Genomic DNA, 17250 nt, shown 5'->3' with positions numbered 1-17250 from the left:
CGGCGTCTTTGATCAACTCCGCCTGACCAAGAACATGGACGCGTAGCGTCGGAACGAAGAACGTGGGCGCAGCGCGCCGGAACTAACAAGAAGGAGGTAATCCATTTGAACTGGATAAAAGAGTTAATATCCCTAATCACAATTTTCGCAAGTTATGTGGAGAGTCCCGGCAATGGGGCTGAGAAGAAAGAGAAAGTGAAGCAGATGATAAAGGACGCGCTTCCGGATGAAGAGTGGAAGATCGATCCTGAATTCTTCGACTTCATCCTGGACGTCTTGATTGACCTCGTCGTCATGTTCCTTAACAAGGGACTTTGGAAGACGGCGATGAAGGTATTAGTGAAGTGATTGACCGAAATGAGAAACGTGTCTCAGGATTCAAGAAGAGCAGAGCAATAAGAAGAGAACTACCCCTCGAATCAAGATCGGGGGGTCTCATTCTTGGTGTGAGTAGCAGTATCATTTTTCTTGAACAAATACGTGTGCAACGGAAGTGAGATACCATTCTGGAGTTTGGTTTAGCTTAAGGTGTTAGGTATGATTAAGGCTTGGAGTGGAGTTGTGATCAAGTTTTTCCTGAACTTAGTCATACATTTCAGAAGCAATATGGTGACAGAGTAACAGCTTGCAAAAAACAATACGAGAATATGATCGGACTTCTTTTTGCACGTCCTGATTTACAATTAGCTAGAGAACAAACAAATAATAATTCCAAGCCTTGAATACTACCATTATCGTTCTGGTGATAACAATGATTTTTTCTGTGCTGGCAACAGCTGTTACATTCATTAGAATGATGAAATACAATCTATTAATCGGTGAGCTGTGGAAATTCAACCCATTGGCCTTTAATCAATTTGCTGGAAACACTAGTCCTCTTCACGGAATAAGAGGATTCGCCGTGCTTGAAAGAAGACGTTCACTTTCCAGCGGGTTAGCTAACTCAATTATCTCGCGTCTGCCTGGCAGTTTCGGATCGGCGATCCTAAGGTACATCATGTTCATTGGTCGCAACCTGGTTCCCAGAGGAGGATAGATAGATAATGATCTCCTAAACACTATTTTGGCAACCAAGTTTCTTGCTTCGATTTGCATACCAGGCAGGTATGCCGCAGTCTTTGAGCTCTTCTAGAGGACAATCAATTGAGAAATCGCGCCTTTTGATGATATCGCGTTTTCTTTCATGTTCGAGATCAGACCCCAGCTACCCTAGCTGTCACAGGGTTCTGAAACTGGTTTCCATCAAGAGCCTAACACTCAACCATCGATTAACGTGTCTCCCGAAAACGTGTTCTCTTCTGATTCAACAATGGAGCTCGGCTTTAGCCAAGTGTTATCTGGCTTAGCAATTAATCTAGCGTTTTTATATGCCATATCCAGCGTTATAATCGTTGTTGCTTCATAGCTATTCACTTTGTCTGAGTCACTACTTCGTAGGGGATTTAACACTAATGCAAAATCAGGATCGCGAGAAAGATCTCCCGATAGAAATATTGGCATTAGGAACTGTATCTTTCCAGAATAGAACTGAGGAACAACCAGCTTATAGTTGCGTTTGGCTAGCATCTTTGTTCTTTCGATAGCAGCCATTAGCAGTTGTCGAAGTTGGTGGTCTGATTCTTCTTGAAGCTTTTGTGGAAAGCGGTCTCTATTGTCTCCGATGATATGAAGCATACCTTTAGCATCGGAGTGAACATCGCGATCTGGATTGAAGAGAACATCTTCTATTCTCTCAAAGAAGCTCGGAATCTCAGGAACCCTTGAGAAGAGCTGTCGTACTCAACCCTTGATATGCAGACCTCGGGACGCTCGTATCTGGGGTATATGAATTGTTTATCCATTATCCTAGCAATTATGTAGATCTCACTGACTCCGCTACCAATGGACGACACATCGAACCTATTTGCCAACAATCCTGTGTTAAAGGCCGAAAGTCCCTCATTCTTATTGGATACGATTTTCTCCTCACTTTTCGCTCGATAATATGTGTTCTCAATGTAAGACTTCAGTATTGAGTGCCTAAAGTATTCATGATAGAAGTCCCAATCTTCTGGCATTGCTATCTCAAGTATTCTATCTAGGAATTCCTCCAGTTTGTTTCTACTTCCAAAAACAATGTCTCCGAGATAGGTTTTGGATGTTTTTTCGTAGAAAGCGTGATTCAAGTGAGTTGTGTCGAACCAAAATAGACCATACCACTTCTGGGTCTTCTGAGCGATCGAATATTTTTCGTTTTCCGAGAAAACGCCAAAAAGGGTTGCTTTGGATCCTGCGATTTTAACTGGAAACAGCGCATAGCGGCACGCCGGTTCAGATGACCATGAGAAATCGTCTCCCTGAGCACAAGGAATCCCATCAATGTCAAAGTACACAATTTCGGATCTCGCTGAACATTCCCTAAACTGTTCCTCGACTTCTTCAAAAAGACTATCTATATCCCGTGATGGAACTCCGGCAAGATGCTTCAACATCTCCAAACTCTTTTCGGGATCACCAAAATAGGCAAACTTACCAATTTCACTTCCAGATAATCTCATATTCTCCCCCTTTCCATCCTGACTTAGGCAATACGAAACACTATGCGAATCTATTATTTATAGATCAGTTCAACAATCATCACACTCCCAAAACAACCTCATAATCAAGGATTTTCTTTCGCTCTTTCCAGCCAGGCATGTGTGTACTCAAGAAGTCGTAGAATTCTCTATTGTGCCCCGCATAGATGAAGTGCACAAGTTCATGGAGCATTACGTATTCTATGCAGGGCTGCTTGGCTTTGTAGAGGTAGTAGTTCAGCGTGATGATTCCCTTCTTTCTGTTGCAGCTTCCCCAGAGTGTTTTCATCTTTCTGACCATTATTGTGGGCCTTTGGTATCCATACTTCCCAATTATGGGGTAGAGCTTGTCAAGCAGACTTTCATAGAGACTCTTCTGCTGTCTCCTTATCCAGACCTCAAGTTGTCTTGAGAGCATTTCCTCATCCTTTGGATCTGGTGTGTAGATGAAGAGCTTCGCGTCTTCCTGAATTACATTCTTCTGCCGGGATTCTCGAACGATAATCATGATTTGCTCGCCTAGAATCCTCACAGTGACCCCGCTCTTTATGAAATTCAGTTTATCGTTAGCATTACTCTCTCTGAAAAAGCCTAGTTTACCTTCAATCCAATCTCGTTTCTTCTCTACAAACTTCTCGATCCACTCAAGGGATACCCCGTGAGGCGCCGAAACAGAAACCTCTTCGTTGGGGAAGACTTTCAGCCTTACGTTTCTCATCTGTCGTCTTATAACGGCAACTTCTATTTCTTTGTTGTTATTGAGTTTCAGAGTTATCATTTCCATCAGTACCTCTTCTTTGCTACTATAAGCAGCTTGTCTAGAATGAGATCTATGATATCCGTCGAAACCTTTAGTCCATGCGCTTCAATGAAATCGAAGATGAGATCGTCGAGTTCCGCCATGATCCTCTTGTGCACTGTTACATTGTCACGCCAATCAATTTTTGTATTTCCAGTTATTGCCCGTTTAATTCCCTGGGAGAGAATGGCAATATCCTCTTCGATTGCTTCGTTCGCTTTTAGTCCTGAGTGCTCCTGTAACTCATGTAGCACTGTACTGTAGAAGGCTTTCGAGTCGCTGTCGTTGTCTATCCGTGCAGGATATGACTTTCCAGATCGACCTTCTCGGAGATCTTCGGCCAGCTTCTCCATATTTGCGAGGTATTTCTCAGTGTTTCTTTCTTCTTCGTATCTGCGAATTGTCTCTTTTATTCTCTCCGAGAACTCCATGTATATTGCTGGGTCATCGTGTTCTCTCGAGCTTATCTCCGCTATCATTCTGGTCTTTATGGCATCGGCTTTTGACTTGCTGTCAGCAAGCGATTTGAGTTGCTCATCCATTTTCGCTTTGTACATTATGTCAAGCGGTTCCTGTACAGTCCAGGCATCATTTGCCATCACGTATTTGTTCAAAAGGTTCTTGATCTTGTCGTCGTATTCCTTTGTGCTCATTTCTCCACTATCATCATGAATTAAACTGACGGAATTTCTAAGTTTAGTGAAGAAGAGCAGCTCACGCCTGTACTCCTCTGCTTTCTCTACTCCGACGAAGTTGAAGAACTCGTAACTCGAAAAGAGAAGATCGACCATCTTTGAGTACTCTTTGAGCCTTTCGTAGAATTCTTTCCGGAGATCGTCTTTCTCAAGACATTCCTGCCAAACGCTAGTCCGTCTCTCATCAATTGGGATAGAAGGAAAGAGATTGAGAAGGTTATCTCTCACTCTAAGCAGTTCTCTGCTGTTTTCCTGAGGTCCGCTCAGTACATCCTTTATATCGTCCTTATCGAACTGATTCATCCCTGACTTTTCATCTGAATAAAGGTCTAGCGCACCGTGAAGCTTTTTGAAGATTCCATAGTAATCGACGATGAGCCCGAAGTCCTTCCCAGGATAAACACGGTTAACCCTTGCTATTGCCTGCAAGAGGTTGTGATCCCGCATGGGTTTGTCTACGTAAAGAACAGCCGCTATTGGGGCGTCGAAACCCGTAAGAAGTTTATCTTTCACAATGATGAGCTCAATATCATTGTCTTCTCTGTTGAAGGTGGTTCTTACGTATTCTTCGTATGTCTCCGAATCACCGTGAAGGGGGATCACGATTTTGCTGAAGAAGCTGTTTATTTTCTCTCTGCTCGAGTTCGAAAGATCATCGTCATCGCCCTCCCTGGTATCCGAAGGGCTTATTACTACCGCTGAGTTGAGATCTCCGAGACTTTCGAGTTCGTGATACATATCGATCGCAGAAGCTCTGGAGGAGCAAGTCAGTATCGCCTTGAAGCCTTTTGGCCGACAATAGTGTATGAAGTGTTCGTACACGTTCACTGCAACCATTTCCAACCTCTTTGTTGTCTGTGAGAGATGGAAGAATGTACTGTACTTCTTCTTGAGTTTCTCTTTCTCTTCTTCGCTAAGTGGGGCGGTGACGTATTTGAGAATCTCATCAATCTTCGCGTTAGAAATTCCCTGAGGTATTATTCTTCCTTCATACACAAGCGGAACCGTAACCCCATCGCTGATTGCGTCCTCCATCGTGTAAGAATCTATGAGGGGTCCGAATTTGTCATAGGTGTTCTTCTTTTCCTCTTTGATCAGTGGTGTTCCCGTGAAGGCGAGTTTTACTGCATTCGGAAGCACCACGTTCATATATGTATTCAGTCTCCCGTAGTGGCTTCTATGACCTTCGTCGATAATCAGAAACATGTTCTTGTTTTCTTTCCTGAAGTTCATCTTTATGGCTGTCTCGAATTTGTTAACGATGGTAGTAACTACAGTCTTTCCGTCGTCCTTTATGAGAGAAACCAGACCACGGCCCGTAGTTGCCCTTGTCGGATGCATCTTCGTGTTGCTGAAGTTTTCAAGTATCTGCTTGTCGAGGTTCTTCCTGTCAGTAACGAGTATGAAACGTGGATTCTCGAAATCTTTGTCACGCTGGATCATTTTGACGAGCATAATCATGCTTATAGTCTTTCCCGAGCCCTGCGTATGCCAGAGCACCCCGTTTTTTGTTCCCTTGCCGTCCTTCATTTTGATCCTGTCCATGCATTTCTTGACGGCGAAAAACTGCTTGTACCTGGCTATCTTCTTAATATTGGCATCGTATATGATGAAGCTTCTGGTAAGCTGCAGCAACCTTTCTCTTGACAGAAGAGAAACTGCCGCCCTGTCTTGCTCTACTATCTTTCCATCAGGGGAGCACTTCTTGCAGAGTTCTTCCTGCCAGTCCTTCTGCTCTTCCTTCCATCTGTTGAAGTGTTTTTCAGCAGTTCCGCATGTGCCATACAAAAACTCGTTCGAATTGGTTGCTATTACAATTTGAGCGAACTTGAATAGGTGGGGTATGTAATCAGGGTGCCAGTTTCTGATGTTCTGTCTTACTCCCTCGATTACATCTACACTTGACTTCTTACATTCTATAACTACAAGGGGGATACCGTTGACAAGAAGCACAATATCCGGCCGTGCAAACTTGCCGTTTGGCCTCTCTACTTCGAACTCGTCAGTTACCTGCCAGATATTGTTTGCAGGGTTGTCGAAGTCGATGTACTTGATATCGAAAGACTGCATCGCTCCGTCTGGAAGAGTCTGCTCCAGGCTTTTTCCCATGCAGAGAAGATCATATATGACTTTGCTAGTCATCATTAGGCCGTTGGTGATGGGAGCGTCTAGCTCTCTAATAGCCTTGCCTATGGACTCACTTGAAAAATGTAGCTTCTCCCCCTTGTAATCAAAGATCTGTCTTCCGAGAAACTTGACCAGTTCGTCTTCAAAAATGACCTTACTCTTGCTTCCGCGTTTCTCTTCGGCCACGGCCCTTGGAACGTATTCATATCCCAGCTTCTGGAGGAGCTTTATCATCCTCTCCTGGCTCTCCGGTCTTTCGTTGAAGATTCTGTGGTCAAGCATAAGATCCACCTTCACTACTCTCGGATTCTATTTTCTTTCTCAGATTCTTGAGACTTTCGTAGATCTCATCATACAAGACTATCTCGACGTTTTTCAGCGAATTTCGGAGTATTCGGAAGTCCTGCTTCATTGAATCGTTTTCAAGTTCCTTGCTGTGCCCAACTACAAGTATTCCACAAGGTCTTACAACAGTAACGCAATGACCTCTCTCAACTTTTATATCCCTCTCAATTGATAGAGCCTCTGCTGATGCTAAGAATACATACTTTTCCAACTGACTTATCGCGGCAGCCATTTCAGTGCTCCAGTAGTAATTGCTGTGGCTTTTGTCATACTTAAGCAGCTTCGTACTTGGCTTCTTTATCTCATAGATATCCACAAAACCGTAAATGTCATGCACTAGGAAGTCAGGCATGGAAGTCTTTCCGGTTTTGAGATTCTGTTTTGGAACGAAATCGATATATCTGGAATCAAAGATGAATATGTTCTGCTCAAAGAACCTCTGCCATGTGCTTTCATTAGTTTTCTTCTCAAGTTTATTCTCAAAATCAACCAGAAGATTATCCAGAGTTATCTCCTTAAGCTTAAGCACATTTCTCTCTATGAAAGGCTTTTTCGTTATCTTTCTTTCGAGAATCTTCATATAGAACGATTCTACTTGCTTTAGTTCTTTAGGTGTAAGTTTATCTACTATGGTTTCATCTAGGGACTTAATCAGCGCCTTTTTTGTTGACGTCAATACATCTAAATTGTCATCGAAATTCGAAAGCTCCGGGAAGCGATTCACAAAAAAGTCAATGATTGAGTGCTTAGCGTTCGTTTTGCCCTCCTCGATGTACTGTCTTGATCTATCCCTTATTCTCTGCAGGTCTCTTTCGTTAAGAATCAGTTTATAGCTACCAGCTCCTGTGGGTTTCAGCAAGGTTTGATTCGCTTTCGTAATCCTGAATTCGCTGATTGTTGCTTCTTTGTTGTCCAGGAACGCTCTTATCGCATCAGTGAAAAGATATCCGAATTTGTAATCAGTAAATCCGCCACCTACTGAATAGAACCCCTTTGGAATATTCTTCGTCCCTTCGTAGATTATCTCTTTGCATATGAAGTTCTTCGGCATCATGTAATGAAGTACCCCATCTTTATCGAAAAAAGCAAATACTTCGCTTCTCTTCATGAAATAATCGTAGTCTTCTTCTTTTATCTGAAAATCATCACTGATTTCTGGAAACTCGTCCTGGATGTCTTCAATGCGTACTCTTCGGGTTTCTTCTGGCAGATCGTTTGGGTATTTGACTTTGAAAGTTAGGAACGTATCTGTGGCTTTTAAGAATTGCAAAACCATCTACTCGCCCCGTCTATTTCTTGTCTCTCGGGGGACACGGATCATTTCCGTAGCTATTTCCAGCCCTTATTTTGCCATCTTTCCCGTGGATCTTTGTGTCTGTCTTCTGGTTCTTTGCGATTCTCTCAGCAATCTCTTGTGCTTCAGCCTGGGTGTCTACTATCCTTGTCGGTTTCTTCGCGCCGCCTTTCTTAACCTGCCATTTGTCACCTAATGGAGTGACATGAATGCTCTTTTTACCCATAGTCGATCCTCCTTTCAGGCTTTAATTCTCACAATTCCTGTCAACAACAACTGCATAAGCGATTTTTTCTTTAGCTCCCATTGTTCGAGGTCTTTGTTCAGTAGATCAATCTCTGTGTCAGCGGTTGAGAGGATAGAAGAGACTGCTTTCTGAGTTTCAGTGTCTGGGATATAAACCTTCAAGTATTTGAGATTCCTTTTACTTAGCCCCTTAGCAGTAGTTCCTGTAGCTAATTCCTGAAGCTTTCTCTGAAAGATATTTGACATAAGCAAATGTTTTCCAAAGATGCTGTTTACAGAATCTTTCAATCTCAAAGCAACCACTCTTTGACCCAAAATGTATTTTCTGGTCTCTTCAACCAGAGCTATATTTCCAAGAGGGGCTTCAGTTGTCATAATGATGTCTTCTTTTTCAATCTTCTCATTCTTCATCCATCTGTTAAATACATCTTCAGAGTAGTAAGTTGTTGGGAATGTGAAGTCGATTTTGCCCATTCTTACATTATGTGCTGAAAGGCCTGGAATATCTCCATCTGACGAGTCCTGCTTTGGTGTCTTTCCTCTCTTGTCAATTATCAACTTGCAGATCTTCTCTAGCCCTGTTATCTCCCAATCATGAGAGATAATTCCAAGTTCAGTCTTTCTATATCCTTCAGGCACTTGTCCGTTTCTTATCTGCTCGATTCGTTTCTTGAGTTCTTCGAATGGTGTTTTGTTCTCGATATCCTTGACACGGATCATGCCTGTTAGCAACGTCTGCATAAGCCATTTCTTGACCTTTTTCTTCTCTTCTATCAGTTTCTTCTTCAGTTCGATAACCCTGTCGCACGTTGATAAGATCTCAGCTATTTGCTCTTGTTCATTTGTGCATGGCAATGCTATCTTCAATATTTTAAGCTGTTCTTGGTTGATATTTGTATTTGCACTTACAGTGCTCTTCCTCAATAACTGATCTCTGAAATATGTAGAGTCAAAACAATATACTTTATATGAACCAACCAATGAATCTGATAAGCATCTAAATCTAATTAGAAATCCACTAAATACTGTGTCCGATAAGTCCTCTGTTACGTAAGCAGTTAATCCCACGCCTTCTTTCTTCACAGAAGATCGTACAAAGATAATATCTCCATTGCGCAAAGAATAGCTGGCTCGTTCTTGTTCAGAGCAGAAGACCAAAGTAGATATTTCACTAGTACTCGATATGCATTTGCTGGCGAAAACATCATCAAGATTGACCAACGGATAACCATTACCAAACATATCTTTGTCTTTGTTGATCCCATTCTTCAAGCTGCCTAGATCTTCCAGTTTCTTGATTCTCCAGTCTATAGGGATAATATGATAATCTACTAAATTCTTATACCCCTCGGGCACCTCTCCCCGCCTGATTTGCTCTATCCGCTTCTTAATATCTTCCCTCATAGCAGCCACCTACAAGCCCAACGCTTTGAGATATTCGTCCATTTTTTTCTGCACTTCTTCAAGCTCGGCGTTTATTTCTCTTATGTTCTTCTGTACCGCTTCTATGTCAATGAACTCCTCCTGTTCGAAGGTATCTACGTAGCGAGGCATGTTGAGGTTGTAGTCGTTTTCCTTTATCTCTTCGACAGTTGCAACGTGGGCAAACTTCGGGATGTCATTTCTATCAAGGTAGGCCTTCACTATCTCTTCAATATGCTTTTCTTTCAGTGTGTTCTTGTTCTTAGCCTTCTCGTAGTGGTCCTCTCCTGAGGCGTCTATGAAGATTACGTCGTTCCTGTCTCTGTTCTTCTTGAATACCATTATGCAAGCAGGAATCGATGTTCCGAAGAAGAGATTTGAAGGTAGCCCAATAACGGCATCCAGAAGGTTATTCTTGATCACCTGTTTCCTAATTCGCCCCTCTGAAGAGCCTCTGAAGAGAACTCCGTGAGGAGCAACTGCGGCTATCCTTCCTTGCTCAGACATGCTGTGAATCATATGAAGCAGGAAGGCCCAATCACCTTTGCTGGCAGGGGGTACGCCCCAGTCGAAGCGGTGGTATTTGTCAAGAGAGGCCTCCATCTTGAACTTCTTGCCGTTTCCTGCGTTCTCACCGCCCGGATTGAAGCCCGATGCCCACTTATCCTTTGAGAAGGGCATATTTGCAACGATTACATCGAAGAGCATAAGGTTACCGTTTTCGTCCAGATGGAGCGGATTGGCAAGAGTATCGCCCCAGGCTATCTTTGCGTCCAGAATCCTGTGAAGATACATGTTCATCTTTGCCATTGAGAGGCTTGAGCCATTGAGTTCCTGCCCGTAGATCTGAACCTTGTCCATTTCTTTTCCCGATCTCTTGGCTGCGTGGATTAGCAGAGAACCTGAACCGCATGTGGGATCGTATATCCTGTCATTAGGTTTTGGTTCAACAAGACGGGCCATAAGTTCGGAGACCGCCGTAGGGGTGAAAAAGCTTCCCGCCTTTTTTCCGGCTCTGCTTGCAAACTCGCCGATCATATATTCATATGCGTCGCCTATGACGTCTGCGGGAATCTGTCCGGGATTTGTTTGTATCTGTGAAGGGCGTAAATCGAGGTTTACAAAATCGTCTAACAGTTCTCTCAGTATGGCGTTTCTATGAGGCTTGTTTCCCAGAAGACTCTCACTGTTGAAGTCTATGCTTCTGAAAACACCGTTGAGCTGCTCGAAGTTTTTATCTTCTATACCTCTCAAACAGGCGTTGATTAACTGGCCAAGGTCGTCGCTATTCTTGTTTTTGTAGAGGTAATCGAACTTATGCTCGTCGTCCATAACAACCGGAAGCCTTTTTAGTTGACGTTCTAGTCTTACATCGTCGTCATAATTGCTTTTGAGTTCTTCCAGTAACTCTGTGTGAGTATCGCTCAGATACTTCACAAAGAGAATCGAAAGAACGAAGTCTTTGTAGTTGGCCGCATCGATCGTGTCCCTGAAGGTGTCGGCTCCTCTCCATAATACGTTTTCAATGTCTTTTCTAGTCGTCATCTGCCTCTCCCCTCACTTAGCGCTCTGATATATATAGATTTTATGTGATCGCTTTCTTTTTCCGAAAGCCTCGAGAGCAAGTCCCGCTTTTGCTTGTTCAGAAACCATAGTTCTCCAAGGATCTCCTGAGTCTTCAAATCTGGCAAGGGGATCAAAAACTCATTCAGCTCCTTCTTGCTTACCGAGTGCATGGTCATTCCTCTTTCCGTATAATGTTTCAGAGCTTCAAGTCCTCTAAGCTCAAGATATCCAGCTAGAAATGCTGGGACAACGCTTCGATGACAGCGAATAATCAACATGTTGCTCGAAACAACTACGCCAGAGATTTCACTCGTGACTAACGTTACAAAGTTAGGACTGACTCTCTTTATAAGTAAATCACCCCTACGGACTAGATTATGATCTCCGACCTCCGTCTCAAGATTTACGGATTCAAGCCTTTCGAAGTCGTTCGAATCATCCAGGTCAGCTGGGGTCACTATGTGATAAGTGAACTCCCCCGACTTCTTGCCTCTAACCTCATTTATACCGATTATCACATCGGCAATTTGCTCAAGCTTTATCCCAGTTATCCTCATTTGTAGCTCCCAAATAGAAACGAAATCGACGTAAGTTTTCAGCATGGATCAACGTAATCTATTATCGCTAATTTCTTACACTCGGAGCTTGTACCAATCGACGCTCATCAGGCCCCTTTTAACAGAATCCTTTGTTAAGACTTTTCTTATGGATTGACTCTCATCAGAAAACAATCGACTGAGTGCTAAAATGAACTGATAGGTCTCAGGAAGCGACTGCCAATCTGTTATTAGTATAGCACAATCCAACTACAACTGAAGCAATATATAAATTGTAAGTGTCTTACGACAGTCCATCGCTTGACAAACTGTGTAAATAGTAGTATCATTCTTAATAGAAATCCTAGAGCTGGGGCTCCAGGATTTGAGAAACGAGTTTCGTGCAAATAAAACTGTCACTACGAGTGTACTGGATATCCTTCTCCAAATCACTCTCTTTCCACACACTTCTCCAGACTCAAATGAATCTTACTCGCATGAAACTCCTTAATTGGGGGATTATCTGAACAGAATTGAATTGATAATCAAATACCAGTGTGGGTCTTTCTTTCTTATGATTTACAAACAATTATCTTAAGGATATGTGAGAGATCGTAAATCCAGCGAATTAAGGAGGACAAGATTGCTAGCAAAACTATTGATCGTTTTGGCGATTTCGATTGTTGTGTTTCTTCTACCCTGGAGTTTTGGTCAGTTAGTAGGTTCCTGCTTCATTAGTGCTTCCATCAGCTGGGCATTTGCGTTAAATAGTATACAGTCAAATAAGCTACTTGCTATCATTTTGTGTTTTTTCTGCAAAAGAGTTCGTCTATCTGTTTCATATCTCTTCAAAATTGAATTGGATGGGAAATATCTGCTGGTCAAAGGTCATAGAATTCAGCATCAATATCAACCAGTTGGTGGAGTATTTAAATACAAAGAAGGTGCTCTAGGAATTCTTGACGAGCTTAAGAGAGAATCTGACGACAAACTGGCTGTTGATGAGACTAGCAAGAACGATCTTAGGATCTATATCTCCGGCAGCAAACTCTCTGGTTTCTTCAAGTGGTTTGACAGCCGCAAGTACAGAGAATTATCACCAGAGAGAGAGCTTCGTGAGGAGCTTTTCGTTCCTGGTATTCTAAGCGATTTTTCGTCGACAAAACCTGATTTCTATCAATTGATTGGAACTAAAATCACTTTCAAACATAAGTGGCTTTCAGTTCTGAAATGTCACGAACTTCTTTATGCAGAGATCTACAGCTTAGATATTACCCAGAATCAATGGAATGAAGTTGGAGCTCTAATGAAGAAGGAAGATAAAAGAATTGGGTGGTTCACAAAAGAAGAGATAGTAAAAAGGGGAATATCAGAAAAGAACTTCGGAGCCATAATTTCTGAGCATTCACAATGGATTCTGTGAGGAGTGATGAGTGTGCTGTATGAAGCTTATTTTGTTACTTCAAAACCTGTAATGGATGAATTACTCCAACGTATTGGAAATGAACTACAACTGCCGCAAACAAAAAGAGAAAAGGCAAGTCAGACCTATGATGCAATTTTCAATTTCCTTGATAGCGATGAAGATCTATTTCAGGGGAACGATATCGATGTCTTTCCGCAAGGCTCCTACAAAATAGGCACTACTGTAAAACCTTTGTCTGGTGAGGAGTATGATCTTGACATTGTGTTGAAGATAAAACAAATATGGCATTCCGATTTGAGCCCAAACGTTTTGCTTGATAAGCTTTACAGGAAATTCAAGGATAGTGATAGATACGCCGACATGGTAGAGAAAAAGCGAAGATGTGTTCGCATCAAGTATGTTGATGACTTTCATATGGACATTCTACCTGCTTACCCATTTGCGAATATTGAGTCAGAAAGACTGCGAGTTCCGGATAAGCAACTCAATCATTGGGTGCCATCTGCTCCAAGGCTATATGCAAAGTGGTTTGAAGATCGGTGCATTAAACTGCAGAGAAAGATTATTGAGGTAGCTCAGCAGGAACCACTGCCTTATGACATTCCGTTTGAAGTCAAACCCACTCTCAAACGTTCAGTACAACTTATAAAGAGACGAAGAGATTTCTATTTCTCAACGAAAAATGATGAAGCGCCTAGGAGCATAGTTCTGACAACCTTGGCTGGTATGTACTATCAGGATAAGGGTTCTTTGTTTGATGATATGGGCCATATTCTTGACTCAATTCTTTCCAATGTGTGCAGTCTGCAGTCTCCTCCCGCTGTTTTTAATCCTATAGAAAACGGAGAAAACTTTGCAGAATCTTGGAAGGCTAATTCTGCTGAATTCAGGGCCTTTAAGGAATTTGTCTCTGATTTCGCGAATCGGTGGAAAACCCTTAGCTCTATTAGGGGAATCAATGATATATCTAGACATCTTGAAGAGATGTTTGGTGAGACTGTGACAAAAGAAGCTTTGACCAAATACTCTGAAGACATTCAGGCACTTAGGGAAGCGGAGCGTCTGACTATGGGAAACGCAACAGGTAATCTCAGTAGTGTGGGGGATTCTGAGCTGAATTCAACTACTGTGAGGAAGAATACATTCTTTGGAGAGAGCAGGTGAAGAAGAACATACTGAAACCCTTGACAATTATGGAGCAATACAGCCACCTGAAACAAACATTCCCAGGGTTCAAATGTATAGCTAAATGCGGTGAACTGAGAATAAGCGGGCAAATATCTCCCACAACGATTTCATCAACGTACACATTCACATTGAACTATCGTCTCCAATCACGCCCTAGAGTCCGAATTACTAAACCACAACTGGAGAAATCGGATGGGAGAAATCCTCCTCATTTGTTCTCTGATGGATCGCTCTGCCTATATTATCCGAAACACTATGAATGGAAACCAACTATGCTTATTGGTGAGACAATAATCCCCTGGACATCCCTATGGCTTTTCTATTATGAAGTCTGGCTTGCTACAGGTACATGGTTTGGCAAGGGAGTACATCCAACTTCAAATAAGAAGAGAGACCGTACTCCCTTAAAGACCAAAGCCTTCCGTACCATAAGACCGGGTAGGTTTTCATGAAATACGGTTATCTAGTAACTGGTTTAAGCGTTCCAGAAGGCAGCAAAGACCACAAGAGCACCTATATTATGCGTAGTGGTCGCAAAGTAACACAGCATTATCTTCGAGCTTCTCGGAAAGCCCTCAAAGCGATAGGATGTTTATTGAAGACAGTTCTTGTTGTCGATGAGCAAGGTAACCCTTTTTTGGGTAACGAAACTCATTCAAGACGTCATGTGATTGTCTTTGGTGATGGCGAGGAATCGGACAACCTTTCTGAAAGGATCGCCGATGCATTCCAGGGAGCATTTCTACTCTCGATGGGTTCTCTACCTCACGAAGAGCCTTTTTACTTATTCAAGTTCCCTCTGAACTTAATAAACACTAAGAGCATTCTGCATCTTCAATCTCTTATGCGATATCATACGGAGAATATTGAGTACTTTGATCTCTTAAGCTTCGAGACAATTATGCATAACAGTCTGGCTATTGGCGAAGACAGACTCAGATACATCTTTCAGTTGGTGCCTGTTTTGGTCTCCAGTGAAAAGCTTCTTCTGAGCGCTGGTTTCCTTGCAATGAGCCACAGAGACTTCTGTATGCCGAGAGCTACAGAAATACTGAGTGATCCTGGTTTCGTGCCGCCCACCAGATTTGAGAAATGCGCCTTTGAAAATGCTCTTCACAATGCCTATAAGTCAGTTGAGGTAATAATTGGAGATCCCCCAAAAAAGGAAAACAAGCTCCTTGAAAAGTTTGCAAATGCAGGGATTGATCCACTTAAGAAGATGAAGAAGTACGATAGTGATACTGGAAATTACGTTGATAAGTCTTATCATGAGCTCATAATAGAGTTCGAGAGCTTCAGGAATAAATATTCGGCCCACGGATCAACCAATCTTGAAAATAGAAAGATTACGATTATAGAATTGTGGAATTATCAATCCCTCGCATGGAACATTTTCTGGACTGCCCTTGAGTTTCAGCAAAGGAAATTGAAGGAAGGCAATCCAACATGACAAAAGTTTACGATCGTCTCTACGTTGGTTCTGAAAGAGATTGTTTCCATTCTAGACCGGAATGGGCTGTGGTTCATGCGTGCAAGAATCCATGCCACGTCAATGCAGTTGGGTACAAAGGTTCACTACCAAAGAACCACCATAATTACCTTAGTCTCGAAAGAGGAGCTAATCTCTATCTGAACATTGTCGATCCAGATATTCCTCTTTTCATGCCTCAGACCTTTGTTGATTTCATGAACTTCTCCCAGAAGCATTACAGCGAAGGCATGAATCTACTGATTCACTGCAATCTTGGTGAATCAAGAGCTCCCTCTCTGGCACTGCTTTTCATGGCCAAGGGGCTGCACGTGATCTCCGATAGAAGTTATGAAGAAGCACAAAAGGAGTTTCAGCTGATCTATCCCGAATACATGCCCGGCTTGGGTATCTCCAGGTATTTTACCGAGAACTGGAACGAACTGGGAAAAGAAACCTGATTAATGCAAATTGCGTGGAGTTATCAGTAAGTGGTATGGGATGTTATGAGTGAAAGATCTCAACACAGCTATGTATGCTCCAATTTGATCGATAGTATATGTGATTCGCGAAATTGGTATGTGACATCTGCTAATAAACATTCGAGACAATTCTGGACTAAGAAATAGAACCTCTTGAAATGGTGATTGTCAGTCGGGAAAGCAGCCATTTCGGCAGTATACTTACGCGAGGAGATGAAAGAACGGCGGACAAGACGAAATTCGAAAGATTCAAGAAGTGGTTTCCTGAGCAGAGGGAATATCTAAGCATAGTTAGGGACCCGGATTGTCAAGGTTTCCCAGATAGGATTCTTCTGACAATAATTGGAATAAGCAGAAAGAATCTGAAACCGTATACTGAAGATCTTTTCTCTCTTTTTAGAGATAATCAGGAATTCTCAGAACTAGTTAATGGCATTCAGGCTTACAATGAGTTCCAGGATATTCTGGACATCTCTATCAATGCGGAACTTGATTTCAAACCAAGGACCGCTGCTGAGATCCTGCGAATGCATGTATGGAACAGGCATTACTGCTTCCATGAGAGTCTCTTGTATTTGCGCGACAGCATATCGTCATGGCTGGACGGGAATATGCTCGCTTCCTTGGCATTGTTGAGACCATTTCTGGAGCTTTCTGTCTTGCACATATACCGACATGTAACTGCTGACAAGAACGGGCACGAAAAGCATCTCGAGTGGGTTCATGGAAAGAAGAACAAACCTAACTTTCATGCAATGGTTGACTTGAGTATAGAACACATGGCAGCGGCAGAATTCTGCAATACTGAAAGGCTGAATCTGTTGAAAGAATCGCTTAAAAAGGCATTCAAAAGCCTCTGCGCTTACAATCACTCTCCTCAACTCGACGAAAGCATTTCGACTATGAACAAAGGAAATCTCTCGATCTCAGCTGAAAGCGTTCTTTTCTATCTGGTTGTAGCCAGTTTTGTCCTTAGACAGCTAATCTACCTGTTCGTTCTTGCGTACCCTACTTCATTGTTTCCGGTAGACAAGTACAGGAAGTGGAGTGTAAGTCCACCCGGAGGTTTCTATTTTGATGAGTATAACTATGCCGCAATTA

The 17250-nt window shown here is 42.5% G+C and carries 16 protein-coding genes; 7 read left to right on the top strand and 9 right to left on the bottom strand.

Translation table 11 applies throughout. The annotated features are described in order from the left end of the window. The first annotated feature begins 105 nt into the window (after positions 1-105). Both B3157_RS11330 and B3157_RS11325 read left to right on the top strand, forming a co-directional pair. Positions 106-348: a hypothetical protein gene (locus B3157_RS11330; RefSeq protein ID WP_103135222.1), complete on the top strand. Its 243-nt coding sequence runs from the start codon at positions 106-108 to the stop codon at positions 346-348. A 403-nt stretch (positions 349-751) separates the two neighbouring features. Beyond that, positions 752-1036: a hypothetical protein gene (locus tag B3157_RS11325; protein WP_214078807.1), complete on the top strand. Its 285-nt coding sequence runs from the start codon at positions 752-754 to the stop codon at positions 1034-1036. 221 nt (positions 1037-1257) lie between these two features. Here the strand turns inward: B3157_RS11325 and B3157_RS11320 are convergent, their stop codons facing one another. From B3157_RS11320 to B3157_RS11280, 9 genes are all read right to left on the bottom strand, one after another. Next, positions 1258-1728 (bottom strand): DUF3825 domain-containing protein, encoded by a 471-nt coding sequence (locus B3157_RS11320; RefSeq protein WP_292590588.1) that lies wholly within the window; start codon positions 1726-1728, stop codon positions 1258-1260. Beyond that, entirely contained in the window at positions 1725-2537 is an 813-nt protein-coding gene (locus B3157_RS11315) for a DUF3825 domain-containing protein (protein ID WP_214078806.1), read from the bottom strand. Before B3157_RS11315 ends, B3157_RS11320 begins: the two co-directional genes overlap by 4 nt. Positions 2538-2616: 79 nt before the next feature. Next, a complete protein-coding gene (locus B3157_RS11310; RefSeq protein ID WP_214078805.1) occupies positions 2617-3339 on the bottom strand; it encodes a M48 family metallopeptidase in 723 nt (240 codons plus the stop codon). Continuing rightward, on the bottom strand, positions 3339-6458 hold the full coding sequence (locus tag B3157_RS11305; protein WP_214078804.1) for a type I restriction endonuclease subunit R: 3120 nt from the start codon (positions 6456-6458) through the stop codon (positions 3339-3341). Before B3157_RS11305 ends, B3157_RS11310 begins: the two co-directional genes overlap by 1 nt. Then, positions 6451-7797, bottom strand: coding sequence for a Shedu immune nuclease family protein (locus B3157_RS11300; protein WP_214078803.1), 1347 nt, complete (start codon positions 7795-7797; stop codon positions 6451-6453). The genes B3157_RS11305 and B3157_RS11300 overlap by 8 nt, the downstream gene beginning before the upstream one ends. Before the next feature lie 13 nt (positions 7798-7810). Further along, positions 7811-8041 carry a DUF2188 domain-containing protein gene (locus B3157_RS11295; protein ID WP_103135290.1) on the bottom strand — a complete coding sequence of 77 codons (231 nt, stop codon included), beginning with the start codon at positions 8039-8041 and terminating at the stop codon, positions 7811-7813. Between the two features lie 14 nt (positions 8042-8055). Beyond that, positions 8056-9465: a restriction endonuclease subunit S gene (locus B3157_RS11290; RefSeq protein WP_214078802.1), complete on the bottom strand. Its 1410-nt coding sequence runs from the start codon at positions 9463-9465 to the stop codon at positions 8056-8058. A gap of 9 nt (positions 9466-9474) precedes the next feature. Continuing rightward, positions 9475-11028, bottom strand: coding sequence for a type I restriction-modification system subunit M (locus tag B3157_RS11285; RefSeq protein WP_292590584.1), 1554 nt, complete (start codon positions 11026-11028; stop codon positions 9475-9477). Further along, positions 11025-11606: a hypothetical protein gene (locus tag B3157_RS11280; protein WP_214078800.1), complete on the bottom strand. Its 582-nt coding sequence runs from the start codon at positions 11604-11606 to the stop codon at positions 11025-11027. The genes B3157_RS11285 and B3157_RS11280 overlap by 4 nt, the downstream gene beginning before the upstream one ends. A 622-nt stretch (positions 11607-12228) precedes the next feature. Between B3157_RS11280 and B3157_RS11275 the strand changes: the two genes are divergently transcribed. The 5 genes from B3157_RS11275 to B3157_RS11255 all read left to right on the top strand — a co-directional run. Continuing rightward, positions 12229-13008 (top strand): hypothetical protein, encoded by a 780-nt coding sequence (locus B3157_RS11275; protein ID WP_214078799.1) that lies wholly within the window; start codon positions 12229-12231, stop codon positions 13006-13008. A 6-nt stretch (positions 13009-13014) separates the two neighbouring features. Continuing rightward, positions 13015-14175, top strand: coding sequence for a nucleotidyltransferase domain-containing protein (locus B3157_RS11270; protein ID WP_292590581.1), 1161 nt, complete (start codon positions 13015-13017; stop codon positions 14173-14175). Positions 14176-14794: 619 nt separating this feature from the next. Continuing rightward, positions 14795-15649, top strand: coding sequence for a hypothetical protein (locus B3157_RS11265; protein WP_214078797.1), 855 nt, complete (start codon positions 14795-14797; stop codon positions 15647-15649). Continuing rightward, entirely contained in the window at positions 15646-16128 is a 483-nt protein-coding gene (locus tag B3157_RS11260) for a hypothetical protein (RefSeq protein WP_214078796.1), read from the top strand. Before B3157_RS11265 ends, B3157_RS11260 begins: the two co-directional genes overlap by 4 nt. Positions 16129-16307: 179 nt before the next feature. Continuing rightward, positions 16308-17250 (top strand): hypothetical protein (locus tag B3157_RS11255; RefSeq protein ID WP_292590579.1); only part of this gene is annotated, 943 nt, incomplete at its 3' end.

Source organism: Mesotoga sp. UBA5557 (genome assembly GCF_002425715.1).
Taxonomy (GTDB): domain Bacteria; phylum Thermotogota; class Thermotogae; order Petrotogales; family Kosmotogaceae; genus Mesotoga.
Note: the sequence above shows the minus strand (reverse complement) of the source record. Positions and strands in the feature narration are given on the sequence as shown.